The 25,902-nt window shown below is 64.9% G+C and carries 18 protein-coding genes; 6 read left to right on the top strand and 12 right to left on the bottom strand.

Going from position 1 to position 25,902, the window contains the following annotated elements:
* Nucleotides 1–397: 397 nt before the first annotated feature.
* A complete protein-coding gene (locus AC1VVK_RS18350; RefSeq protein ID WP_482906226.1) occupies nt 398–1,708 on the top strand; it encodes a sensor histidine kinase in 1,311 nt (436 codons plus the stop codon).
* Here AC1VVK_RS18350 and AC1VVK_RS18345 read toward each other — a convergent pair.
* The 5 genes from AC1VVK_RS18345 to AC1VVK_RS18325 form a co-directional block, all read right to left on the bottom strand.
* On the bottom strand, nt 1,688–2,755 hold the full coding sequence (locus AC1VVK_RS18345; RefSeq protein WP_482906225.1) for a sensor histidine kinase: 1,068 nt from the start codon (nt 2,753–2,755) through the stop codon (nt 1,688–1,690). The two genes, AC1VVK_RS18350 and AC1VVK_RS18345, sit on opposite strands and share 21 nt — an antisense overlap.
* The gene (locus AC1VVK_RS18340) at nt 2,748–3,197 is read right to left on the bottom strand and encodes a response regulator (protein ID WP_482906224.1); all 450 of its coding nucleotides are present in this window, start codon (nt 3,195–3,197) and stop codon (nt 2,748–2,750) included. The genes AC1VVK_RS18345 and AC1VVK_RS18340 overlap by 8 nt, the downstream gene beginning before the upstream one ends.
* A gap of 139 nt (nt 3,198–3,336) precedes the next feature.
* Entirely contained in the window at nt 3,337–3,543 is a 207-nt protein-coding gene (locus tag AC1VVK_RS18335) for a hypothetical protein (RefSeq protein WP_132391603.1), read from the bottom strand.
* A 44-nt stretch (nt 3,544–3,587) separates the two neighbouring features.
* Nucleotides 3,588–4,901, bottom strand: coding sequence for an EAL domain-containing protein (locus AC1VVK_RS18330; RefSeq protein ID WP_132391605.1), 1,314 nt, complete (start codon nt 4,899–4,901; stop codon nt 3,588–3,590).
* Nucleotides 4,902–4,971: 70 nt separating this feature from the next.
* On the bottom strand, nt 4,972–6,426 hold the full coding sequence (locus tag AC1VVK_RS18325; protein WP_482906223.1) for a hypothetical protein: 1,455 nt from the start codon (nt 6,424–6,426) through the stop codon (nt 4,972–4,974).
* A 17-nt stretch (nt 6,427–6,443) separates the two neighbouring features.
* Here AC1VVK_RS18325 and AC1VVK_RS18320 point away from each other — a divergent pair, with 17 nt between their 5' ends.
* Complete coding sequence (locus AC1VVK_RS18320) at nt 6,444–6,695, top strand: hypothetical protein (protein ID WP_482906222.1); 252 nt, start codon at nt 6,444–6,446, stop codon at nt 6,693–6,695.
* A 605-nt stretch (nt 6,696–7,300) separates the two neighbouring features.
* On the opposite strand, the gene AC1VVK_RS18315 is transcribed toward AC1VVK_RS18320, so the two are convergent.
* The 6 genes from AC1VVK_RS18315 to AC1VVK_RS18290 all read right to left on the bottom strand — a co-directional run bounded on the left by AC1VVK_RS18315 (nt 7,301) and on the right by AC1VVK_RS18290 (nt 15,666).
* Entirely contained in the window at nt 7,301–8,824 is a 1,524-nt protein-coding gene (locus tag AC1VVK_RS18315; RefSeq protein ID WP_482906221.1) for a hypothetical protein, read from the bottom strand.
* 1,260 nt (nt 8,825–10,084) lie between these two features.
* Entirely contained in the window at nt 10,085–11,110 is a 1,026-nt protein-coding gene (locus AC1VVK_RS18310; protein ID WP_482906220.1) for a ParB/RepB/Spo0J family partition protein, read from the bottom strand.
* Nucleotides 11,111–11,217: 107 nt separating this feature from the next.
* Entirely contained in the window at nt 11,218–12,378 is a 1,161-nt protein-coding gene (locus AC1VVK_RS18305) for an autotransporter outer membrane beta-barrel domain-containing protein (RefSeq protein WP_482906219.1), read from the bottom strand.
* Nucleotides 12,379–12,766: 388 nt separating this feature from the next.
* Entirely contained in the window at nt 12,767–13,306 is a 540-nt protein-coding gene (locus tag AC1VVK_RS18300) for a prepilin peptidase (protein ID WP_482906218.1), read from the bottom strand.
* 12 nt (nt 13,307–13,318) lie between these two features.
* Complete coding sequence (locus tag AC1VVK_RS18295; RefSeq protein ID WP_482906217.1) at nt 13,319–13,879, bottom strand: 2OG-Fe(II) oxygenase; 561 nt, start codon at nt 13,877–13,879, stop codon at nt 13,319–13,321.
* Between the two features lie 80 nt (nt 13,880–13,959).
* Nucleotides 13,960–15,666, bottom strand: a complete 1,707-nt coding sequence (locus tag AC1VVK_RS18290) for a ShlB/FhaC/HecB family hemolysin secretion/activation protein (RefSeq protein WP_482906216.1) — start codon at nt 15,664–15,666, stop codon at nt 13,960–13,962.
* A 707-nt stretch (nt 15,667–16,373) separates the two neighbouring features.
* Here AC1VVK_RS18290 and AC1VVK_RS18285 point away from each other — a divergent pair.
* The 4 genes from AC1VVK_RS18285 to AC1VVK_RS18270 all read left to right on the top strand — a co-directional run bounded on the left by AC1VVK_RS18285 (nt 16,374) and on the right by AC1VVK_RS18270 (nt 24,438).
* Entirely contained in the window at nt 16,374–19,241 is a 2,868-nt protein-coding gene (locus tag AC1VVK_RS18285) for a TonB-dependent receptor domain-containing protein (protein WP_482906215.1), read from the top strand.
* Between the two features lie 10 nt (nt 19,242–19,251).
* Nucleotides 19,252–20,649, top strand: coding sequence for an alpha/beta hydrolase family protein (locus AC1VVK_RS18280; RefSeq protein WP_482906214.1), 1,398 nt, complete (start codon nt 19,252–19,254; stop codon nt 20,647–20,649).
* A 47-nt stretch (nt 20,650–20,696) separates the two neighbouring features.
* A complete protein-coding gene (locus tag AC1VVK_RS18275; RefSeq protein ID WP_482906213.1) occupies nt 20,697–22,943 on the top strand; it encodes a carboxylesterase family protein in 2,247 nt (748 codons plus the stop codon).
* 172 nt (nt 22,944–23,115) lie between these two features.
* Complete coding sequence (locus AC1VVK_RS18270; RefSeq protein ID WP_482906212.1) at nt 23,116–24,438, top strand: DUF1214 domain-containing protein; 1,323 nt, start codon at nt 23,116–23,118, stop codon at nt 24,436–24,438.
* A gap of 35 nt (nt 24,439–24,473) precedes the next feature.
* Here the strand turns inward: AC1VVK_RS18270 and AC1VVK_RS18265 are convergent, their stop codons facing one another.
* Complete coding sequence (locus AC1VVK_RS18265; protein WP_482906211.1) at nt 24,474–25,811, bottom strand: twin-arginine translocation signal domain-containing protein; 1,338 nt, start codon at nt 25,809–25,811, stop codon at nt 24,474–24,476.
* Nucleotides 25,812–25,902: the final 91 nt, after the last annotated feature.

Below are 25,902 nucleotides of genomic sequence, written 5' to 3'. Positions count from 1 at the left end.
TCGGCTGCGGGCCGTCCGCACCGCAAACCCGCGGGTCTCGACCGCGCGCGATGAGGCAAAAGTACTTCCGATCATGTCCGTATTGGTTCTTTTACCTGGTTTTCCTGGTCTCAATGATGGGGAAGAATAATGTTGCGTCGCACAATTAACGGCGATTCCGGCGCGCAAAGATGAATTGTCTTTAACCAATTCCGCATTTCTCGCGCGCCAATGCAGAAAAGAACAGCGCCTGATCCTTATGTTCGTTCGGCGGAAAATCGAAATGGCAGACGATGCTTGTTCCATGCCGCCGCAAATGCCCCATAAATCTTGACCAAGAGAGATCCTTGCAAATGAGGCTTAAGCGGCAAATGATGCCCATTGGGGGTCCGCGTCGACTTGGGGGAGCGCACGCAATATGAGAAACATCGACAATACGGTGGTCGAACTCGCGTCCTTTGCGGCGAAGCGGGAGAAAGACATTGCGCCGCCCGAGCTCGACGATCCGCTGCCACAGGAAGGCGGCAAGGCCCGGCGATTTCTGACGCCGCTGTCCTTGCGCATGCGCGCCTGGGAGGACGGAACCCAGCTGTTTCCCACGGTCATCGGCTTCGGTGCGGTGATTTTCGCACTGACGGTCCATCGTGCACCCTTCGCCGCCATGCCCGCCGCCGCCGCGCTGGGCGCGTTGCTGGTGCTGACCAACCGTTTCAAGCTCTCGCTCATCGCCGCTGTGTTCGGGCTCAACCTCCTGCTGAACGAAAGCGCGCGTCACGCGCTCGAATGCTGGATACTGCTCGGGCTGGCGATCCTTGCAATCGCCATTCCCCGGCGCCTGCTACCCACGATGCTTCAACCCCCACGCTGGACATGGGTGCTGACACTCGCGCTGGTGATTGCCTGCCGTGCCACGGGATTTCTGCTTGCGGGTTCCGGTGGCGCAATGATTTCGATCATCGGCATTCCTTGCGCGGCGTACCTTGGCTGCGGGGCCGCGCGGCATCTGGCGATGGGGGACGCACGCCTGCTGACCTGGGGCGACGCCGGTCTCGTGCCAGTGGCGCGCGACTTGCTATTGGGTCGGATCACCAGCGGGATGCTTCATGATCTGGCGCAGCCGCTCAATGTGATCTCAATGGCCAACGGCAATCTGGGCTATATTGTCGAACAGCTCGACATCGATCCGGCACGCAAGGCCGATCTTGCCGATCGCGTCGCCAGAATTGCAACCCATACCGAGACGGCGGCCTATATTCTGGGGCTGTTCCGCGGTTTCGGCCGCGACGGCAACCGTGAATTGACCACGCTCAACGTGCGCAGTGCGCTGGAGCGCGCGGTCGCCGCCACCAAGTCCAATGTGCGCCATCATGGCGTTTCCATCGACCTTGCCGGAGACGGGCTGGAGCATTTGATCCCCACCCAGCACGGCGCGCTGGAAATGATGACGGTTGCCGCGCTTCTCAACGCATTTGCCAGCTTCACCGCGCCCGACGGCGCCAAGCGCAAAGGTAAAGTGCGCTTGATGGCCCGGCTGAGCCCCGCATTCGTGGTGATTTCCGTGCAATGCTTTGGCGAGGACGGGGAAAGGGTGCCAGGGCCGATGCTCGATCATGCCACGCATTGGCTGGTCGAACATGTGGCCCTTGCCGCGTCCGGAGACTTTCGCTGCCAGTATTGGGGCAACACGGGAACGCGCTTTCTTATTCGTCTAGGTCGTGACGATATCTGAGGCTTTGGCGCCATCGACAATCGGGACGGTTATTTCGACGATAACCCCCTCGCCGCCGCCCGCCGCCAGCCGCACGGTGCCGTTCACCGGGGCGAGAATGTCGCGGCAGATCGACAGGCCTAGGCCGGAGCCGCGCCGGCCCCTCTCGGTACGATGGCCGGGGCGCGTGATGGAAGCGGGATCGTTCGAAAGACCGGCGCCGTTATCCGTCACTGTGGCCCGCGCCGTGCCGCCCTCGCGCGCGACCTCCACCGTGATGCGGCCGCGCTCGCCCCATCCCTGATAGCGGCGGCGTTCGATTGACTCGATGGCATTGCGCACCACGTTCACGAAAACCTGTTCCAGCGCCACGTCATCGAGATTGACGCGGGCCGGACGGCCATCGGTGCGAAACTCGACCGAGATGTCCGCCGGTGCGAACATGCCTTCCAGAAAACCGACCGCGCTCCTGGCCGTCGCTGTCAAATCCGCCGGCCCCCGCGTGCCCACCGCTTCGAGCGGGTCGCCCTGTCCCAGCGTTCGCGCAATAATGATTTGCGCCCGCTCGACTTGCCCCGCGATCCGTTCCAGCGCCGAATTTGCTTCCGTTTCCGGCACGCCGGCCCGTGCCAGCAGATAGCGCAGCCGCTCTCCCGCAATCGAAATCGTGAAGAGGGGCTGGCGCAGCTCGTGAGCGATGGTGTGCGCCGCTTCGCGTGTCCGAACCGGGCCGCCGCGCAGGATAACCGCCCTTCCCCAATGCGCGCCGCCGCGATTGTCGGCCACGAGAACTTCCAAATTCCCTCCATCCGCCCCAAGCGGGTGCAAGATCGCGCTGGTTCCGCCGGAAGCGGCAAGCGCCTCCAGATCGCGCCCCTCACCGGGAGCGATCCGAATGGCCTCGTCGACATGGGTTTCAGGATAGCCGCGCCGGAAACGGATCGTCGAACTGGCTGTGTCCAGCCGGAAGTCATGAACCAGTTCCCCCGCCGTTCGCGCGCTCAATTCCGAAAGCAGCGCGCGCAGCGCGTGGGGATTGTCGAGCTGATTGGACGGGCAGTCAGACACGAGGAGACGCGCCCATGCTTTGCGCGCCCTGCGCGTCGCGATCATTCCCGAATTCCGGATCGGCATCCGGGCCGAGCATCGACGTGATCGCCCGCATAAGCGCCCGGGGCTGGACCGGCTTGGTGAGGATGTAGTGCTCTGAGGCCGCTGGAAAATGTTGAACCTGCATGGGATCACCACTCATGAAAAGGAAGCGGAACGGCCGGCGTCGCAATTCGGGGTGCTCAAGAATGCGCGGTATGATGTCCAGTCCGGATTCCCTGTCGAGCCGCACGTCGCACGCGACGACCCTGATCTCGGGACAGTCCGTCAGGACTTCGAGGGCATCTGTGAGATTGGTCGCGCCATGCGCGCCAACCTCATGCCACGACAACAGGGTTACCAGTTCCTCGACGATCGCAATCACATCGTCGATGACCAGCACTTCGCCGCGCCGCTGCATTTCAGTCCCCCAAAGCCGCCACTGGTGGCCAACATATCCGCAGGACTGCACATCCCATACCGCAACTATATCCGGCTTGCCTCCGACCACAGCCTATCTGGCTGTACTTTTTTTCCGGGCGCGCGAACCGCGCCCGAAATCAGGCGCAGCTGCGCAGCGATGGCAGCGGCAGACGCCGGGGCATGCGGGCGCGCTGGGTCCGGCGTTCCCTTTCGAATTTCTCGAAATCGAGCGCGTCGATGGCGCTCGTCACCAGCGAAGCAGTGACCGTGGCCTCGCTCTCATCGAGGATATCGAGGGCGATGGAAAGCAGGTCGCTCGCACGCTTGAGGGATTCGATATTCATGTCCCAATCCTTTCCTGAGCAGTGTCTCTATTCGTTGGTGTGACTTAGTGGCGGCGTGTCCCGGCCGCCCGGCGAACCGGTTCCATGTTCAGGGCCGGCGGTTCGAGCAGGTCGTCCGCCGCCAGCCGGTCGTAGACGGGATTAAACCAGATTCTCCGGGTGCTGGCCCGGTTGCGCCGCGCACCGACGATCCATTGGACGCCCAGCTCGGCAACGATGTCCCACTGGTCCGGCGTCTCCACCCCGTCGGCGACGACGATGGCGGTCAGCGAGCGCGCCAGATCGACAAGATCCGCAAAACGCGCGCGGCTCAGCCCCGAACTGAACGCCGTGCGGATGAAGGCGCTGTCCAGCTTCAGCGTGTCGGGCCGCAGCCGCGCCACCTCGCGGATCGAGGCGCTGCAGGAACCGAACCCTGCCACTGAAAGACGGCCTCCCAGCGCCCGGAACACGCCAAGGAACGTGAAGGTGTCGTCGCGCGGCGAATGGGCTGTGGCTTCGTGGACCTCCAGAACGAGACGGCGCGCCAGTTCGGGCTTCTGCTCCAGCCGGGCCATCAGCTCGGTCCAGGCGCTGTCCTGGCCGCACAAGTCGAACGACAGGCTCTGAAGCGCAATCTCGATCGAGAGTTCCGCTTCCGGATCGGCTTCCAACTCGTCAAGAACCCGAATGACCAGCAACCGGTCCAGCAAGTGGGCAAGGCCGATCCGCACCAGCGCACGATAGGGCCGTGCGCAATCGAACTGCTCGCCGCGCTCCCCCGGATAGCGCAGCAGGGCCTCGTGCCGCAGTACGATCGAGGGATCCTCCGGGCTGAAGATCGGCCGCCATGCGAAGAAGGTCTCGCCCGCGACATGGCGCATGATGAGCGGCGCAGCGATAGCCATGTCGGCCCGGTAGCGCATTTCCTCATGCTCGTTGCACGGGACCACCGCCAGCGCAGGTGCCACTGCCCCCTTGAGGCGGCGGAGCGCCATCCACTTCGCTTCGGTGCTGTGGCGGTCGACGCCGTCTTCGTTGGGATCGCTGTATCCGGCGGAAATCGACAGCAGGATATCCGCCTCGCCATAATGCAGCGGCGAAGTGCTGAGTGCCAGGCACAGCTCGTCAACCTGGGTGCGCACGAAGTCCGTCGCGATCACGGCGGCGTGTGCCAGCACGGTAAGACCGCGCGTGGTCACATCGACCACTTCGGCGGGCTCAAGGCACTGCTCGACGCCCTGCCGGATATGCTCGACCGCGGCGCAGAGCACATCGCTTCCGTAAGCGGCCTCAAGCGCGCGGGCATTGTCGATCCGCAGGACGACGAGATAGTTGCTGCGACGATCGGGTGGACTGATGCGATCCAGGTCAATCATGTTTGGGGCCCCCCAGCTGTGAAGAATTGATCGTGTTTCGGACTTGCGGGTTCGCGCTCACGGCGGCGGGCTACTGCCCGCCACCATGAAGCCCGCTGAGAAGCCCCGTTACCGGCGCAAGAATGGAACCGGTGCTTCCCGAACCGGAACTGACGCCGCCCAGGACGCCGCTCACAAGCGCTGTTACCGGCGCGGTAACGGCGGTCAGCACGGTGACGGTTCCGCCGGTGCCGGCCGCAGTGGAGCCTGTCAGGGTCGCGACCGTGCTGGTCACCGGTGCAAGGATCGAGCCGGTGCCGCTCGAACCCGAGCCGACGCCGCCGAGCACGCCGCTTACAAGCGTGGTAACGGGGGCCAGTACGCCGGCGGTACCGCCGGTGCCGGCCGCAGTGGAGCCCGTCAGGGTCGCGACCGTGCTGGTCACCGGTGCAAGGATCGAGCCGGTGCCGCTCGAACCCGAGCCGACGCCGCCGAGCACGCCGCTTACAAGCGTGGTAACGGGGGCCAGTACGCCGGCGGTACCGCCGGTGCCGGCCGCGGCAGAGCCCGTCAGCGTCGCAACCGTGCTGGTCACAGGCGCGAGGATCGAACCGGCGCCGCTGGAACCGGTACCGACGCTGCCCAGCACGCCGCTCACCAATCCGGTTACCGGCGCAAGGGCCGACGTGCCCTCACCCGTGCCGAGCTTGCCGACAACTTGCCCAAGCGAACCGTTCACCGCATCGAGAATGGGCGAGGTAACGGCCGAGACAACCGCCGTGACCGGCGCGACCACGGGCGCCAGTCCGGTCGTCACCTGATCCACGGCGCCGCCGACCTGACTGCCCAGCAGCGAACCGGCAAGATTGCCCACCGGCGCAAGCCCCACGGCCACCGCCTCGCTCGTCGTCGGCAAGGCAACATCGAGCACTTTGCCGTTCGACAACACATCGGCCGTCACCAGTTGCCCCGAGGCGAGGCCCGGATTGTTCGACAGCACGTTGACCCCGGCGAGCGTGTCCGTGGTGCTTGCACCGGTCAGCGCATTGTTGCCGGCATCCAGTCCGATCAGCGGACCATTGTACGTCCGTGCCGGATCGCCGTTCCCGCCGAGCGCGCCGGTCACCCCGTCGACCAGACCGCCAAGCTGGCCCGTGACGGGCGCCAGCACACCGCTCTTGCCCACGACCGGAGACAGCAGACTGTCCACCGTGCCGAGCAGCGGCGAAGTGACACCGTTGACCGTGGAGGTCACCACAGTGACCACGGGCGAGAGCCCATCGGTGACTTGCGTCACGGTCCCGCCGACCTGGCTGCCGAGCAGCGCCCCGGCCAGTGAGCCGACCGGCGCCAGCGCGGCCTGAGTCTGCTCGTTCGTAGTGGGCAGGACCACCTGAACGACTTTGCCGTCACCCGTCAGCACATCGACCGCGAGGCCGCCCTTGCTGGGATCGGTCGCCGTTTCGGGAGCGACGTTGACGTTGATCAGCGTGCCCGAGCCGCTCGGCCCCAACAGGGATGTGCCGCCGACACCCACGCCTGCCACCGGGCCGGTATAGCTCGATGTCGTCGGGCCGGTCGGGCCGGTCGGGCCTGTTGGACCACTGGGGCCTGTTGGACCACTGGGGCCTGTTGGACCACTGGGGCCAGTCGGACCGCTTGGGTCGCTGGGGCCGCTTGGGCCGCTGGGACCAGTCGGACCGCTCGGGCTGCTCGGGCCACTGGGACCGCTTGGTCCACTCGGGCTGCTTGGCCCGCTCGGGCTGGTGGGAGCAACGTGCAGCCCCGAACTGCCCGAACATGCCCCCAGCATGACAACGGGCAGAATTGCAGTACCCAGCAGCGCGTGCTTGCGAAGGGCAGATAAGTGACGAATTGGCATCGACAGTCTCCGGCTTGGCGGTGGCCCTGAGCAGGCCTTGTCTGTCGCAGTGCATACGGCGGCTGCGGGCGGGGACCGCATCCAGAAGGAGCCATCCCGGCCATGTCGCTTCCCTGCGCCCAAAGCCCCCGACGCCGCCGGTAACAAACACTGCGCGTGGCTACGCAAATCGGGAAACCGGCAGCGCAAAGCCCATGATCCGGCGGCAGAAGCACGCAAATTGGCGGGGGAAGCGGCGCAATTCCCTGCTTCGCCTGCGCAAACCGGCAAGTTTGGTTAAGTACTCAGTCTGGCTCAATTTTACGCACCGGATTGAATATCAATCGGTGCCTCCCGCCTGCGCGGAGCTACCGGCTCCGAAAACAAAGCGGCCCGGGCGAAGATCCACCCCGCCCGGGCCAACACGTTGTCTCGTTATTGAAAGAAAATGAGGGAGCGGCCGGAGACATTCAGCCGCCCCCTCACCCCACCTCGTTTAACAACGAGGTGCAGCGTGCTCGGCCATGGGGGGTCCTTGGGGCACCGAGCACGCCAGAGGCTATTTGTTCACGTGACCGCCCAGCAGCCCGGTGAGAGGGGCAAGCAATCCCCCCGTCGACGAGGTACCGGTGGTGCCGCCGAGCAACGAGCTGACGACATTCGTGACCGGCGCAAGCACCGATCCCGTCGCAGTCGAGCCAGAACCGACGCCGCCGACCACAGTGCCCACCACGGCCGTTACCGTGCTGGTCACCGGCGCGAGCACCGAGCCCGCGCTGCTTGAGCCGGAACCGACACTCCCCGTCACACCGCTCACCAACGCTGTGACGGGCGCCGTAACGGCACTCAGTACGTTCCCGGTACTGCCAGTCCCGGTCAGGGTGCCGACCGTGCTAGTCACGGGCGCGAGGATCGAGCCGGTGCCGCTCGACCCCGAGCCGACGCTTCCGACCACACCGTTCACCAGAGCGGTGACAGTGCCGGTAACCGGTGCAAGGATCGAGCCGGTTGCACCCGAACCGGTACCGACGCCGCCGAGCACACCGCTCACAAGCGTGGTGACCGGGGCCAGTACGTTGGCAGTGCTGCCCGAGCCCGTGGAGCCCGTCAGTGCTGCCACTGTGCTGGTCACAGGCGCGAGGATCGAACCGGTGCCGCTGGAACCGGTACCGACGCTGCCCAGCACGCCGCTCACCAATCCGGTTACCGGCGCAAGGGCCGACGTGCCCTCACCCGTGCCGAGCTTGCCGACAACTTGCCCAAGCGAACCGTTCACCGCATCGAGAATGGGCGAGGTAACGGCCGAGACAACCGCCGTGACCGGCGCGACCACGGGCGCCAGTCCGGTCGTCACCTGATCCACGGCGCCGCCGACCTGACTGCCCAGCAGCGAACCGGCAAGATTGCCCACCGGCGCAAGCCCCACGGCCACCGCCTCGCTCGTCGTCGGCAAGGCAACATCGAGCACTTTGCCGTTCGATAGCACATCGGCCGTCACCAGTTGACCCGAGGCGAGGCCCGGATTGTTCGACAGCACGTTGACCCCGGCGAGCGTGTCCGTGGTGCTTGCACCGGTCAGCGCATTGTTGCCGGCATCCACTCCGATCAGCGGACCATTGTACGTCCGTGCCGGATCGCCGTTCCCGCCGAGCGCGCCGGTCACCCCGTCGACCAGACCGCCAAGCTGGCCCGTGACGGGCGCCAGCACACCGCTGTTGCCCACGACCGGAGACAGCAGACTGTCCACCGTGCCGAGCAGCGGCGAGGTGACGCTATTCACCGTCGAGGTGACTGCCGTAACCACGGGGGCGAGCCCATCGGTGACTTGCGTCACGGTCCCGCCGACCTGGCTGCCGAGCAGCGCCCCGGCCAGCGAGCCGACCGGTGCCAGTGCGGCCTGCGTCTGCTCGTTGGTGGTGGGCAGCACGACCTGGACGACCTTGCCGTCACCCGTCAGCACATCGACCGCGAGGCCGCCCGTGCTGGGATCGGTTGCCGTTTCGGGAGCGACGTTGACGTTGATCAGCGTGCCTGAGCCGCTCGGCCCCAAAAGGGACGTGCCGCCGACACCCACGCCCGCCACCGGACCGGTATAGCTCGATGTCGTCGGGCCGGTCGGGTCTGTGGGACCACTGGGACCAGTCGGGCCGCTGGGACCGGTCGGACCACTGGGGCCAGTCGGACCACTGGGGCCAGTCGGACCACTAGGGCCAGTCGGACCACTGGGGCCAGTCGGACCACTGGGGCCAGTCGGACCACTGGGGCCAGTCGGACCACTGGGGCCAGTCGGACCACTGGGGCCAGTCGGACCACTGGGGCCAGTCGGACCACTAGGGCCAGTCGGACCACTGGGGCCAGTCGGACCACTAGGGCCAGTCGGACCACTAGGGCCAGTCGGACCACTAGGGCCAGTCGGACCACTGGGATCACTCGGACCGCTCGGGCCGGTCGGACCGCTCGGGCCGGTCGGACCGCTGGGGCCAGTCGGACCACTGGGGCCAGTCGGACCACTGGGATCACTCGGACCGCTCGGGCCGGTCGGACCGCTCGGGCCGGTCGGACCGCTGGGACCAGTCGGACCACTGGGGTCGCTAGGACCACTTGGTCCGCTAGGTCCGCTGGGACCGCTGGGACCGCTGGGACCGCTAGGGCCGCTAGGTCCGCTGGGGCCAGTCGGACTGCTTGGTCCACTCGGCCCGCTCGGGCTGGTGGGGCCCGACGGTGATCCGCCAGCGCCTACCTTGAAACCAACGCCGTCCGCGCAGCCGGCAAGCAAAAGTGCAGGTATCGCCGTTGCACACAGCAGCGCATATCTGATGCCGCCCCTGTTCGCGTTTTTTGTGCGCCCGGCTTTTGTTGGCCCGGCTTTTGTTAGATCGTGTCTCATAGTCGACCTCCATGGAATTTGCCCAGTTCGCAGGAACCTAGGGCCTCCAATCGGTCCGATCGTGGGTAGAAGAAGCCGCCATGAGGGCAGTCGCGAGAGGTGGCTATCGGAGCCCCGCGCGCAGATTCGAAAACCCCTCGCAGGCCTACGCAAAACCACGCCGCAGCCCGCGAATTTGCGGACCATACGCTTTCAAGACGCGCGCAATCTTGCGAAAAAGCCGGCAATATCCCGCAAAATCGGGAGCACCGCAGCGATTGTCGATTAGCGCCGGTGCGAGTGCAATTGGCGCCCGCCGGGGATCATCCCCCGGGCAGACCGTAACGGCGCGGTCAGCACCTCTTTCCAAAGGATCATCATGGCGGTCCGGCCTGGCACGGCAGGCCGAACCCCATCCGGGAGACGAGGGATTCAGAGTCCGCGAAATTCGCGTGTCGCGAATTTCCAAACGGTCACTCAGTCCTCGATATCCAGTTCGTCGTCCTGGCTTTCAACTTGCGCGCGCGCATCCAGGATCGCGGCCTCCAGAGCGCTGCAAAGGTCCCGGACCGACAAGCCCTCCGACACCAGAAGCTCGACGGAAAGCCCCTCGCGAACATTGCGCATCCGCCCGATCCGGGCACCGTTAAGCTCGATTACGCCTTCGACCTCCCGGACGCCGGACGCGGTTTTGCCTGCAGCCTTGAGACGGGCAAGCACTGCTGCGGCCGGGATCATCCGTTCGCCTGTCGCGGAAAGCCTCTGCTGCTCCTCGCCGATCACACGCGCCGTGGCCAGCACGCGCTCACATTGCTGCGGGCGGCGCAACAGCGGTGTCAGCACTTCGGAATGGCGAACGCGCAACTCGTCGCGCGTGGCGAAAGCATCGACCACTTCATCGGGCATCTGCGCCAACGACAGCAAACGGCTGAGCTGGCTGTTCGACAGCCCAAGCGCTTCGGCCATGCGCGACTGCACGCCGCCGTAGAACTGGTCCACCGCCTTCTGGTAACTGCGCGCCCGGTCCAGCTCGGTAATATCCTGACGTTCGCGGTTTTCGATGTCCGCAAGACGAAAGGCTTCTTCGTCGGAAAGCTCGACAATCAGCGCATTCAGCCGGATTTCCGGCCGCCCGTTATGGTTGAGCCAATCGACCGCGAACCGCCTGCGGCTGCCCACGAGAAGCTGATAGGGCAGGTCCGATCCGGTCGGGTTATGGCGCACCAGAACCGGTATCCGGTTCCCGTCTTCCAACGCGATGGAATCGATGAGCGAGCGGCAGCTCTCCGCCGAAAGACCGGGAACGTCGCGGGGATTTCCGTCCCAGACGCTACAGTCGGAGGGGCGAATGGATATCGCCCCGCGCGATCGGACATTGCCCTGGACGAACCCGGAAAGCCGCTCATCCAGCCGCGACAGCGCCTCGGCATCGGACGCAAGCAACTCGGCGGGCGCGGGCTCGTATGCCAGGGTTGCGAGGATGTCCCTTATGAAACCTGCCATCGATAACTCCGATCGTGCGACCTTGTGATGTCATGATAGCGGGCCGGCACGATCCCACCGTGCGGAATTAGGTTCGATCCGACTTCTTTGACATTTGAAGACCGTGCTCAGAAGCGCCGGCTTGCCGTCACGGCAAAGCCATGGACATGACGATCCGAGGCAAATTCGCCGGAGTAGGAAAGGCGAATGGTCAGCCGGTCTCCGCGCACCGCGGACAGGCCTGCGCCAACCACGGCAACGCTTCGGGAATAGTGGGATTCGGGAAGCGTGAATATCGGCGTCCCGCCATTCGCGAACGTCGCCTCGATGCGGCTGTCGGGATTGGAGCGCAGCTCGCGCTGCCATTGTGCCTCGACGGTCGGCCTGATTGTCCATAGACCTGTTCGGGCCGTCGTCGAGGCACGCAGACCGATGCTGCTGCGCACGGATTCCGTCTTGAACTGCGCCACGGCCAGGGAGGCCGCACCGCCGCGCTCGACGAAACCGCTTACATCAGCATAGCGGTATTGCAGCCCGGCGAAGGGTTGCGCCCGAAGGGCACCGAGCTGCAGGATGCTACCAGCCTCGACCGTGGCAGCGGCATTGTCACCGTCTCCACCGGTTCGTAGCTGGTCCGAAAATCCGCTCCAACTGATCTGACGGCGGAGCTTGTAACTGCTGCGATTGTAGAGCGCCGTTGCATCAACATAGAACTTGCCGGTCGAGTAGCTCGCATAGGGCCCGATATCGACGTTGAACTGGGTGATGCGCGGCTGCTGGCTGCGATCGAGATTGGCATCGATCCCGTCGATGCCCAGCGTTGTACCCAGAATCAGGCCCTTGATCGGCGTGAAATCGATGCCGGCACGCAGCGAACGGCTATCGGAATTCGCCTGCGGCCGGTCCGTGCGGGCCTCGTATCCGGCTTGTTTGAGGCCGAAGCTCAACATGAAGTTGATGCTCTGGTCTCCCAGCTTGGGCGCGTCGCCGCTTGCTGCGGTTTCCCGCCGTTCGACCAGATAACCGCGAATTTCGCGGTCGCTGGCATCCATGGACTGGATCGCAAGCCGGGGCAGCAGACGGTAGTTCTGCGGCGAAAGCTGGCCCAGCGCATTTGCGCGCGCGGCCGAGTCCGGCAGTGCGTCGATCGATTGCAGCATGTTGCCATAGGGCGTCGTTCCAGGTGACGCGATGGAATCGAGAGCATCGGCCACAGCCTGCTGGCCCGGAGTCGTGGCATCCGGACCATATGGCGCGGCATGGGCGCTTACCGAAAGAGCAGTGGCCAAAGGCAACGCCGTCAAAGACAGGCCCAAAGCTGCGTGGCGATAGAAGAGTTTTATATTAAAGCGCAAATTACACCCCCGAGGAGCGTCGAGACCCGATAACGCCTCTGACTACGCATTAATAAAAATACCAATTTTACGACTTACTCAAATCGAATAGAATTCCGATTGGTGCTTTATCGAAGTCTGTTTAGCGGCATATTTTTCGCCTCACGCCGACGAAAACGGATTTTTTTGTCTTTCTGATCCGCATTTTTCGTAAATATCCGCCAAATCCCGAAAATATCGCTTCAGCCAGAACCCGTGTTGCGAGAGCACCTCACACACCGGACGGGAATGGTTTCAATCCGGCTCTATTTCTCGTCAGTCTGGCGGCCCAACGGACGAGGATCTAACGAGCGATCCCGCAACTTGCGGCCAGCGCCAGACGAATGGCCGGGCCGAGCACGGCGATCGCGCCCGCCGCGATCGCAAGTCCATAAGGCACACTGTCCGTTTTCACGCGCCAGAACACCAGATGGAGCACCTGCATTCCTCCGCCTAGCAGGCCGCCGGCAAGGGCAACCGCCATGCAGAACGCGGCAAGATCCTGCGGAGGGACCCACAAGGCCATCGCCAGGATCAGCTTGACGTCGCCGCCACCAAAAAGGCGCAGCCAGAACAGTAAGACCAAAGGGATCGCCAGAAGTCCGATCGGCAGCACGTGAAGGAGCAGCGCCAGCAATCCCCACGCTCCCGCCCAGCCTAGCCAGTAAGGAACTGCCAGAAACGCGACTGCCAGTGAAAGCGCATTGGGAATGCGGCGCCGGGTCACATCGGTACAGGCGACCGCACCGCACAGCACCAGAAGTGCAAGGAAGCAGGCGATCACCATGTCCGGATGAAGCGGAGCGGCGGGAATGCGGTCCGAAGAGATCAGCACCTTCCACATGCGAGGTCGCCTTCAGCGCCAGTTGGGCCCTTCGATCCAGGTCACCAGACTCTTCCGGTTCCCCTCGCTCACCGGAAGGACGCGGTGTTGCAGGAAGGAAGGGAAGATCAGCATGCTACCGCGATCGAGGAAAGTGGTGCCGGGGTTTGGAACGCCGAAGAACTCGAACTCGCCGCCCCGGTAGTCTGCCGACGGCGAGAGTTGCACAACAACTGAAAGCTTTCTGGCGAAGGGCCTATCCGATTCCAGCCAGACATCCTGATGCCAATCGTAGTGCCCTTTGTTCGTGGCCTGATACTCGGTGAACTGGACCTCGTAAGGCGCGACGATATCGGCGCCGAAGTTCGATCGGTTCGAGGCGTGAACGAATGACATGATGCGCGAGACGATGTCCTTCTCACGCCCGGCGTCGAGCCAGCGGATGGTCGAGCTGCGCTGGATCACATCGCTGCGCAAGTCTGCCGAAAATCCCACCGTCGCTTCCTGCGGCGCGTAATGCGCCGCGCGCTTGACGATCGCATCGCATTCCGCATCGGTCAGCGCCTTGGGCCAGACTTCCCAAATATTCTTCATATTCTCTCCACGTAATGCAGGTCACCTGAACCGGGCGCGGGCACCGCTCTTCCCGTTTTGCGTATACGCAAAGGACGCAATCAGACGGTCCGCGTCAGGCTGAACAGAAATCTCGCCTTGTTATCGTAATTGGGATATAAGTACTTGACAGGGACCGCGATTTGTGCAGACGCGACCCACCCCTTGATGGGCATCACGCGCACCCCGCCTCCGGCCGTTGCCAGCGAATAATTGGTCGCGGGCAAGAGATAAGCCGGTCGGGCAAAGCTGCGAGCCACTGCGCCGTCCGCATAAGTGAAGAGTGTCAGGGCGTGCTTCCCCTTCTCCTTGCCGGCAACCTGCCAGGAAAGTTCGACCTGTGCGGCCACGCCCTTGTCGGCCGTGGCCACTCCGGCGGGATAGGCAATGCCCGCACCGTCACCGCCGAGCGAGAACCGCTCGGTCGTGGCCAGCAGGTCCTGCGTGTATTGTCCGCGCACGGTCGCCTGGATCGAAACCGACTTGGCAAGTTGCTTGACCGCAGTCCCTTGCAAGTTGGCCTTGCGGAAGCCGGTTTCCGAATAGCTCTCCAATGGCCGCGCACCCAAAGCGTCCAGCCCCTGGCTCAGGCTCAGCGACACGGCATAGCCGCCGGTCTTGTCGATCTCCGACCACGATGCCCCCAGCCGCAGTGCGCGGGTGCGGAATTGGCCGAAGGGCGTATCGAGATAATAGTTGTCGCTGTCGGTACCATCGAGCGCGGCCTGAACGGTCAGGTTCTTCCGATAGGAACGGATCAGCGGGTGCGAGATGGCGATCCCCAATTGCTTGGCCTCACCCAGGATGTCGGTGCCCTTCGTGCGCGTGCGGACATAGGCGCCGCTGACGCCAAGCGTCGTGCCGTTGCTGCCGATCGGGGTGGCGTGGCTCAGCGTGTAGAACTGATAGTGGTCGGGCTGAAACGGAAGGTATCCGGAAACCCGTGTGACGTCCCCTTCGCGCAGGAGCCCGTTGACCGTGACGCCCACTTGCGCCTGAACGCCGGACACCACGTTGACCACGCCGCCATTGTTGATGTTGAGCGCGACTTCGACCTGCTTGCGCTTGACCTCAAGATCGAGCGCGACCTCGTCAGGCTTGGCCGTCGTCTTCAGCTTCGCCTCGACCGTCTGGCCGGGAATGTCGCGCAGCAGCGACAGCGTCCGTTCGAGCGAGGACTTGCGCGTCGGCGTCTCGGCCATCAGGCGCGCGAGGTGCTTGCCGATCAGACGGGTCGGCGTGCTCGACGATTGTCCGTTCAGCGCATAGCTGACGATCCGACCTTCGACCGCGCGGATGATCAGCACACCGCCGGTCGGCACTTGCGGCGGAATGGTCACTGCATAGAACGCGATGTCGCTGCGGGCATATGCGGCGCTCACGGCGTCCGCGATTTTTTGCAGGGTGTCTTTGTCCAGCTTCGATCCGGCGAACGGCGCGACCGAGGTTTGCAGGACACGCGGAGGCAGGGTGCTGCCTTCGAACCGGACCCGCCTCAGCGCCACCGCCGTCAAAGCGGGGGCGCCTTTCACTTCGACCGACGGTGCCGGCGTTGCGGTGCGGACAGGTGCGCCTTGCGGAACGATCGGTTCGACCCGGTCGATACGCCCGCGGTCGATCGTCGGGACCGGGTTGGGCTGTCCGGGGATCTGGGCCCGCGAGGGCTGGGCCGGCAATGCACCTAGCGTCAGCGCGGCGAGCAGGAGCCAGACCGCACAGTGCCTCCGGATGCGGAGCGACGAGACCATATGGCAAGCTGAGCTGAACATGCGAAATGTCATTCCTGAGGGTTCGGCCGGGGCGAGCGAGCAGCGTCTGAAACACGCCGCGACGACCGCCCTGGTCTGCTTTTCCGCATCAGAATGAGATCGTTAGGTTCGTTGTGCACTTCGAAGTGAAGTCGTTCCGAGGGTAACGCCGCATGGCACCCCCGCAGCGCTTCCTGGAAGGGCGATCCGGGAACGGGCCAATGTCCGCACGGCACGCAAAGGGGGTCTGGAAACGCGGAAACCCGCACAAATGCCTACGCAAGGCGTCTTTCCGCCCCGAAGGGAAACGCACTTCCAGTAATGGGAGTAGCGGCGACGCCCGACATGCGAACATGCGTAATTCAGCCATTTTTCCGGGCGGCGGAACCAGATCAGGTCAATATGGCACCGAACATTCGCCGCGAGGGGCGCTGCGCAAAGGCCCCTCGATCGGTGCGCGCGAATTGCTTTCGCAAACGGACCCAGATGATGGAGGCTTCGGGCAAGGCGGTGCCTGAACGGCTTCAACTCGTCCGGGTTCACCTCGCCACGGGTCCGGTCGGAGGCACGCAAGGCGGGATTACAATCCTGCAATGCGGTTCTTATTCACGGCCGACCAAAACTGATATCCGGACAGGTCCGCTCCCATGCAATTACCGGCCCGAACGTTTGGGTGACAACGCGCCGGTTCGGCGCGCGCCGCGAATGATATTCGGGAGGATCTAGAAATGAAGTCCAGGTATCTGGTTTGCAACCTGCTGCTCGGTGCGAGCGCCCTTGGCCTGGCGGCGCCTGCCATGGCCCAATCCGCCGATGCACCCGCTGCTGCCGACACCGCACCGCAGGCCGCCAACCCCGCGCCTTCAGTTCCCGATATCATCGTTACCGGTTCCCGCGTGATCCGCAGCGGCGCGGCGAGCCCGACCCCGCTGACCACGATTTCCACTGACTCCCTCATGGTCGCCTCGCCCTCGGGCTCGATCTCGGACGCGCTGAACACGCTTCCGGTGTTCTCCGGCTCGCGCAATTCATTCAGCAACCCCGGCTCGAACGCGACCGGCGTGCAAGGCGGCAACGGCGCCGCCAACGTGCTCAATCTGCGCAACCTTGGCGCCACGCGTACGCTGGTGCTGTTCGACGGCCACCGTATTCCGCCCACGCTCTACAACTCGTCGGTCGACGTCGACCTGATCCCGCAAGAGCTGATCCGCAGCGTCGATATCGTCACCGGCGGCGTCTCGGCAGTCTATGGCTCCGACGCGGTTTCGGGCGTGGTGAACTACGTCCTCAACCGCAACTTCAACGGCTTCCAGGCCCATGCCGAAGTCGGCATCTCGCAGGAAGGCGACGCGGCCAACCGCGACATCGGCGGCGCGTTCGGCTTCAAGGTCGGATCGCGCGGCCATTTCGAGGCCAGCGTCCAGCACCGTGAAAACGACGGCATCCTCAACCGCGCCTATGACCGTGACTGGGACAATCTGGCTGCCGTCCAGGGCGGCGGCACCGCCGCCAATCCCTATTACCTTGCGACCAATGTTCGCCTCAGCAACTACGCATTCGGCGGCTACATCTCCTCGAAGGGCGTGCTGTCGGGCCAGCACTTCGCCTCGAACGGCGTGCTCAGCGCGTTCGACCGGGGCACGCCGACCGGATCGTCATGCTGCCAGATCGGCGGCGACGGCGCCTATCAGAACAGTTCGATGATCTCGCCTTTCCGGGGCACGCAGATCTTCGGCCGCTTCGATTATGACCTGACGGACGACATCCACGTCTACGTGCAGGGCGCGGCCAACCTGAAGAAGAACACGTCCTACACCGGGTGGAACCAGCTTGCGGGCCTGACCTACAGCACATCCAACGCCTTCCTTCCGGAGGCTTATCAGGACCAGTTCGCCGCTGCCGGGCAATCCACTTTCACGATGAACCAGATCTGGTCCGGCGCGCCGCGTATCGAGGCGCTTTCGAAGACCCGGCAGATCTACATGAATGCCGGAATCGAAGGCTCGCTGGGGGGCTGGAAGTGGGATGCCACCTATACCCACGGCACGTCGCGCCTGAAGACGACGATCAGCAACCTGCCGAACGCCCAGCGCCTTGCCGCCGCACTCGATGCCGTCGTCGATCCGGCGACCGGCAATGTGGTCTGCCAGGCCAGCCTGACCAATCCCACGCAGTATGGCGACTGCGTGCCGCTCAACATGTTCGGCCCCACCGCCAGCAGCCAGAACGCGCTGAACTATGCGCTCGGCAGCGTCGAATTCCTGACGCACACGAACATGGATGCCGCCGACGCAGCGATCAGCGGTTCGGCGTTCGATACCTGGGCGGGCCCGGTCAACGTCGCGCTCTCGGCCGAATGGCGCAAGCTGTCGTTCGATGCCTCCAGCACGGCGACCGCGAACGACCTCGCCGATTGCACCGGCCTGCGTTACAACTGCACGGCCACGACCACGCTTTATCCGACCACCTTCCCCAACAGCGACACGGTTTCGCAGAGCGTGAAGGAAGCCGCGATCGAAGTGGAGATCCCGCTGCTGAAGGACGTGGCCTTCGCCAAGTCGCTCGCGCTCAACGGCGCCGCGCGTTACACCGATTACAGCACCAGCGGCAGCTACGCGACGTGGAAGGTCGGCGGAGTCTGGGAGGTCAACAACGACCTCAAGTTCCGCGGCACGATCTCGCGCGATATCCGCGCACCTACGCTTTATGACCTGTTCCAGCCGGAAACCGTGGTGACCGGATCCTTCGTCGACACCAAGGATCCCAACCATCCGGTGACTGTCTATGTCCCCTCGATCAACAACGGCAATCCGGACCTGAAGGCGGAAGTCGGCCGCACCTACACTTTCGGTGCCGTCTACAAGCCGCACTTCATCCCGGGCCTGACGCTGACCGCCGACTACTACCACACGGTGGTAAGCGATGCGATCACCACGGTTCAGGGCTTCAACGCCGCGATCCAGCAGGCCTGCTATGACAGCAATGGCACTTCGCCCTATTGCTCGCTGATCCAGCGCGACGCCGCAGGCAACGTCACGGCCTTCTATATCAAGCCGCAGAACATCTCGAAGGTGCGTACCTGGGGCATCGACGGCGAGCTGGACTACAACACCTCGCTGGCGGGCCGCGCGCTCGGTCTGCGCGTACTGGTGAACTACCAGCCGCATATCTACTATGAACAGCCGGGTGTGGCGACGATCGATCAGGGCGGTGCCGGTTGGGGCCAGAACGGCCTGATGCCGAGCCCAAGCGTGCAAGTTGCCGGCTTCCTGAGCTATCAGGTGAGCGACGGCGTCAAGGTTGACCTCTTCGAGCATTACCGCAACGGTTTCCGGCGCAGCGGCGTCGAGAGCCAGGTCTGGCTCGATCCTCACGTGAAGAGCTATGCGACGACCAACCTGACGGTGACGTTCGACACCGGTTCGGCGCTGAAGATCGCCAACAGCTCGTTCTACGTCAGCGTTTCGAACCTCTTCAACGCGACGCCGCCGCTCAGCGGTTATTATAGCGGCACCACCTCTGCCGGTCAGGCCTACGAATTCTCGGACGATCCGACCGGCCGCGCCTTCCTTGTCGGCTTCCGGATCAAGGGCTGAGACGGCCCTCATGGCGAGACGTCACAAAGTCGCGCTTCTTGCCGGGCTGGCTCTGCTGGGTTTCCAGCAGGTGCCGGCCCGCGCGGAAACGCCGGAACCTTCGGGGCAGGCGGCCGGAGACGCCGCGACCAGGACCACGTTCGTGCACCTCGCCAAGGGTGTTCCCGGCGTGCTCTACGAACCCGCTTCGCCCGGCCCCAAGGCCGAGACGGCGATTTTCGTCATGCATTCCTCGGCCGATTACCTCAGCTTTTCGGCATGCACGGAACTGTCGCGCCGGGGCTACCGCGTGCTCTGCGCCAACAACAGCACCAGCAAGTCGGGCGCATCGAATGACGGCATTCTCGATTCTGTCCTGATCGAGGCCAAGGCCGGGGTCGCATGGCTGCGCCAGCGTCCCGGCGTGAAGCACGTCGTGCTGCTGGGCCATAGCGGCGGCGGTACGGTGATGAGCGCATACCAGTTCGTGGCAGAGGGCGGGCTAAAGGCCTGCCAATCCGCCGAAAAGATCTGGAAATGCCCGGATTCGCTGGCGAACCTGCCCCCGGCGGATGGCCTCATGCTGATCGATTCCAACTGGGGTCTGGCGGCGATGACGCTGTTCAGCATCGATCCCGCCGTCCGGAACGAGACCAGCGGCCTCGCGCTCGATCCCAGGCTCGACATGTACAACCCGGCCAACGGGTTCAACGCATCCGGATCGCATTACGGCGCGGCGTTTACCGCCGCCTTCCTCAAGGCCGAGGGTGCGCGCAGCACCGCGTTGACCCGGCAGGCCGAGACCCGCCTCGCCGCGATCGAAGCGGGCAAGGGCAGCTATTCTGACGACGAGCCTTTCGTCGTGCCGGGCGCAATCCTGCTGGGCAGTAACAACCGATTGTTCTCGCAGGACACCCGCCTGATGTCGCACACGCAGAAGGCATGGCCGCTGCTCCACGCCGACGGCAGCGTGACCACGCAGGTCATCCCCAGCGTGCGCGTGCCGCAGAACACCCGCAACCAGAGCCCCTCGCTGATGCAGGGCGCGCTCAAGACCTCGGTGCGCAGCTACCTCAATTCCTACGCCATCCGCACCGGGCCGGACTTCGGCTATGACGAGACGTCGGTCCGCGGCGTGGACTGGACTTCGACGTATGCCAGCCCTCCCGGCAACGTGCAGGGCGTGTCCGTGCCGCTGCTGGTCATGGGTATGACCGGGCACTGGGAATACCTCGCCAGCGAAACGATCTACGAACTGGCACATAGCCGCGACAAGTCGATCGCTTTCGTCGAAGGGGCGACGCACATGTACGACACCTGCAAGGCGTGCGAGCGCCATCCCGGCGAATTCGGCGACACCCAGAAGACGACGTACGACTACATCGACACCTGGCTGAGCAAACCCGGCCGCTTTGCAGCGGCACATTAATGAGAGCCGCTTTGCGGTCGCGAAGTGAACGACGAGAAGGATTGAAGATGCGCTTGAAGCTCGGCCGCTGGGCCTGTCTCGCCACGGGGGCCGCGCTCATTGCCATGGCCGGTGCGGCCTCGTCCCAAGCCCTGCCCGCCAACACTATGCCGACCAGCATCGGCCATGACCGCCAATTGCTGATCGCAGCCCTGCCCGCGAAGGACAAGGCGCACGGCCTGACGGTCACCAGTCCGGCCTTCCCGGCGGGCGGCGACATTCCGCTGGCCAGCACGCAATATGGCGACAACCGCTTCCCCGGCCTCGCGTGGTCGAAGGGCCCCGCTGGCACGCGCTCCTATGTGGTCGTGGTGCAGGGCATGCTGGCGGCGGACGGCGCTCCGGAAGCGGGAACCAGCATCCACCTCGTACTCTACAACCTGCCCGCCGGGACGACCGCCCTCCCCGCCGGAATGACCGAGGCGCCCGGCGGCGCGGCCTTCGGGCCCAACGTCCACGGCGCGGGCGCCGCCTATGCCGGACCGCACACGCATGACGCCGCCCGCCACGCCTATCACGTGCAGGTCTTCGCGCTCGATACCGTGCTGTCCGGCGATCTTGGCGGTAATTTCGATGCGCTGAAGCAGGCGATGGCAGGTCATGTCCTTGCCTCGGGCGATCTTGTCGGCTTCGCCTCGAAGCCAGTCTTGCAGAGCGCAGGCACACTGGCCGCGACCACGCCGATCAAGGTCGAATCCGGCCAACTCACCGGCGCCGCGGGCCGGGATCCCGATATCGCCGTCTACAAGGGCATCCCCTATGCGGCGCCGCCGGTGGGGCCGCTGCGCTGGCGCGCGCCTGCCGCCCCGCTCGCATGGAACGGCGTGCGCAAAGCCGATACCTTCGGCCCCGCCTGCCCCCAGCCCGGCGGCGAAATGGCGCGCGGATTGCCGCAGAGCGAGGATTGCCTTGATCTCAATGTCTGGACCGGCGCCGCGCCCGGAAGTGGTGAAAAGCGCCCGGTCTACGTCTGGATCTACGGCGGCGGCTTCATCGGCGGCACCGGGGCCAGCCCCGAATTCGACGGCGAGGGCCTTGCGAAGAAGGGCGTCGTCGTCGTCACGTTCAACTACCGCGTCGGCGTGCTCGGCTTTTTGGCGACGCCCGAACTGAGCAAGGAATCGGGCCACGCGGCTTCCGGCAATTACGGCCTGCTCGACGATGTCGCCGCCCTGCAATGGGTCCAGCGCAACATTGCCGCGTTTGGCGGCGATCCTGCCAAAGTGACCATCGGCGGCCAATCGGCGGGCGCGGGATCGGTGGGTTTCCTGTCGATGTCTCCGCTCGCGAAAGGCCTGTTCCGCGCCGGCATCGCCGAAAGCCACGCTCGCTATCCGCGCGATACCGAACTGCGCTATCTCTCGGTCTCATGGCGCCCGCTCGCCACGGCCGAGAAGGCGGGCGAGAAATATGCCGCCCAGCACGGTGCCAGATCGCTGGCCGAACTGCGCGCCCTGCCCTGGCAGAAGCTGATCGAAGGCAGCGCCACGATCGACGCCGATGTCGAAACCGGCAGCGACGGCAAGCCGCCGCTGTTCCGTCCGGTGGTGGATGGCTGGGTCATCCCGCAGTCCTACTGGGACACCTACCAGTCGGGCGGTCAGAACCAGATTGCCTATGTCGCGGGCAACAACAAGGACGAGACCGGCGCCGTGCCGGAAACCGCCTTCGCCGCCCTGCGCGCCAGCAAGGCTCCGCCGCGCGCCGGCATGCCGCAGACCAATGTCACCGTGGCCCTGTTCGAGGCCTCCGCCCGGCGCAAACTCGGCCCGCTGGCAGGCGAGTTCCTGCGCCTCTACCCGGCCACCACGGACGAGGAGGCCGCGCTCCAGAACAACGCTGCCGCGCGCGACAACTCGCGGATTTCCACGTGGCTGTGGGGCACGTTGTGGCGTAAGGCCAACACGCTGCCACTGCACACCTACTTCTGGACGCATGCCCCGCCCGGCCCCTCGCACGATACGCGCGGCGCGTTCCATGGCTCGGAAATTCCCTATGCGTTCAACAGTCTGGACGCGGTGAACCTGCCGTGGACCGATGAGGACCGCCAGATCGCGGAACGCATGTCGTCCTATTGGGCGAACATCATCAAGACCGGCAACCCCAACGGCCCCGGCCTGCCCGATTGGCCTGCCTATAGCGCACAAGTCCCGCAAGTGATGGAGCTGGGCGACCACTTCGCCCCGATCCCGGTCGCCAGTCCAGAGAAGATCGACTTCTGGAAGCGCTTCTACGCGACACAGCCAGCCTGGTAATACGCTGACAGGCCGTCCGAAATCGCCCTCACCGGCATTTCGGACGGCCGGTCTGTTTTGCGCGGTTCATGTCCCCATGGCCAAGATAAGGCCCGATCGCGACGCCCGATCCGCTGGCGTCGCCCCGCCCGCCCCATAGACTGCCCGGAACAGATTTTGCCGGGAATCCATCATGCGCGTACTCCCTGTAATGCGAACCGTAGCCTTGATCGCCCTGGGCGGCGCCCTGCTCTCGGCCGGATCGAAGTCGATGGCGGAAAAGCCCTCTGCCCCGCCGCCGCCCCCCCCACCTTCGCCCGCCGGCGAAGCCGTTCCCGGATGGAATGAATTCCTCGACGGTCTGCGCGACTTGCCCGACCGGATACTGGCGCGCCTGCCCGCCGAGCAGCGATCCGATCCGCAAATCCGGCAGGAGGCGGCGCGGCTTGCCCTCTCCGCCGTCACGGCGGCGGGGATAGATGCGCTGGCCTCCGATCCGGACCGCCCGACTTTCGTGCCGCAGCTCAACAATTACCTGACCACCGGACAGCCCAACGCCGACACCAATTACCGCTCCGCCAAGATCGCCCCGGGCGGCGTCTACCGGCTGCGCGGCCAGCGCGGCTCGATGAATCAGGCCCGCATTGCCGAGGCCGGCCCTCGCCCGCCGCAGACGCCCGGCACCGTCAACCTCGGTGCGCCAAGGCCGGTGCATGACATCGAACTGCTCAAGGTCGATGCCGCAGGCCGCTACGACGTGATCCTGAGCCCAACGCGTCCGGAAGGCTACACGGGGGACTGGTGGCAGTCCGATCCCACCACCAACATGCTGCTGGTCCGGATGGTCGCATCGGACTGGAGCGCCGAGAAGGAACCGACTCTCTCGATCGAGCGTCTGGACGTCCCCGCGCCGCGCCCTCGCCCCTCGGCCGAAGTCCTGGCCGCACGGCTGCGCGCCATCCCGCAGGCCGCAGGCTTCATCGCCCCGCTGCTGGTCGACCGGCCCCAGAAGCTTCGCGCCGAAGGCTTTGTGAACAAGCTGAAAGCGGTGGACATGAGCCAGATGGGCGGCCTTGCCGGGCAGTTCTATTTCGAAGGCGCCTACGATCTGAAGAGCGATGAGGCGCTTCTGATCGAAACCACGCAGCCGGAAAAGTGCCAGTACCAATCGCTGATCCTGACCAACGATCTCTACGAAACCACCGATTGGTACAACAACCAGAGCAGCCTGAACGGATCGCAGCTCCACAAGGACAGCGATGGCATGGTCCGCATCGTCGTCTCCGCGAAGGACCCCGGCGTGCCCAACTGGCTCGATACGGCGGGCTTTGCCACGGGCGTAGTGCAGGGCCGCTGGATGGAGTGCTCCAGCCAGCCCGTCCCGACCGTTCGCAAGGTGACGCTGACGGATCTCGCCAAGCTCCTGCCCGCAGGCACGCCCAAGGTCACACCTGCGGAGCGGGACAAGATCGTGCGGACCCGGCGCTCACAGCTTCAGGAGCGCCCGCTCTGGTAGTCTGAACGGAAGCGCGCGCACGAGACCCGCGCTTCTCACGCCGCCGAGCCGGACGGATCGCCGCGCAGCACGCGTTCCAGAAACAGCTGGAATCCCGCTGCCGTCACCGCAACATTATGCGCATCCACGCAGCGCGCGTCGTCCTGTGCCACGTGATGGAAGCGGTGAATGCCGAAGACCCCGGCGACCGCTTGATATCCCGCGCCGATCACTTCGTTCAGCTCGCCCGCCGACAGGACATCGCTCGGGTACGGGGTTTCCAGTCCCACGTGCCCCGCGAAACTGCTGCGCGCCAGTGGCAGCAGCGATCGGCTGACCGACAGGAACCGCTGCGGATCGATGCTGGGAAGCGGCTGCATCGGCCCCGCCGCGTCGTGCCAGTCCCTTCCCGCGACGTTGGCGCCGAGATGAAGCCAGAAATGCGTTTCGGCAGGTTTCGGCGCCGTCGCCTTCAGCGTTTCGGCAGCGCCAAGGTTTTCGTACTCGTGGCCGCTGTTGCAGATGAAGGCGAGGTTGTGATCCTGCACCGCCTTGCTCGCCCACCGGGCGAGCCATAGCCATGTCGCGATCCCCGGCCCGCGCTCTGCCGCGCATCCATACCATCCCGATCGCGGTGTCGAGACGGCGAGCCAGCGGTCCTTGCCGCGATCGATCCGTCCCACGAAATTGAACGCCGGGCGGCGACCGCCGGTGCCGACGAGATGAAGCGTCGCCGCTTCCCGCTGTGCCGCCGCTGCCAGAAACGGCTGCGCATCCTCGGGCGCGAGCACGGCGACGGGCCCCGGGAACATCGCTTTGCGGCCATCGGCATTGAGCGCGATGACTTTGCCCGTCGGCCCGTTGGTGACGATGATCGCCGCCTTCGCGCCGGCGGCAAACGCGGCGAGAACCGGCTCCCTGATCGGCTTGGCCAGCGCGGTGGACCAGCGTCCGAATGGCAGATCGATGAGGGCGATGGCGCTCTCCAGCGGAAAATCGGAACGCCCGGCGGGATCGACCCGCACCACTGTCCCGGTAACGCCGTCCGGGCCCGTCGGGGTAACGATGGGCTGCGGCCAGACGGGCGCCTTGGCCGTGCCGGAGGTCAGTTCACAGCGCTCTGCGCCGAAAAAAGGCGTCGACACGTCCTGCCGCTCTACCGCAAACCCCAATCGCTGGAGTTCGGAGGAAAGCCAGTTTCCGCAGGCAATGTCGCCCGGGCCGCCGGCCTGCTTGCCGCCGAAGCCGATATACCGGGCAAGATCGGCCGCGACCGTGTCGGTGGCCGCCCTGATCTCGGTCATTGGCACGAGTGACGGGATGCCCGGCAATGCCGCCGCTGCCGGAAGGGCCGCGCTGCCCGCCAGAAAGCTGCGCCTGCTCGTCTCATGCATCGTGCGATCCTCTTGTTCGTCCCCTCCCGCTCTCCGGTGAGGTGGCACCGGTCATTCTACAGGGCCTTTTCAATGTCAACCATATCAGTAG

The organism is Novosphingobium sp. BL-S-32 (assembly GCF_056857055.1).
This window is presented reverse-complemented; position numbering and strand designations above follow the sequence as displayed.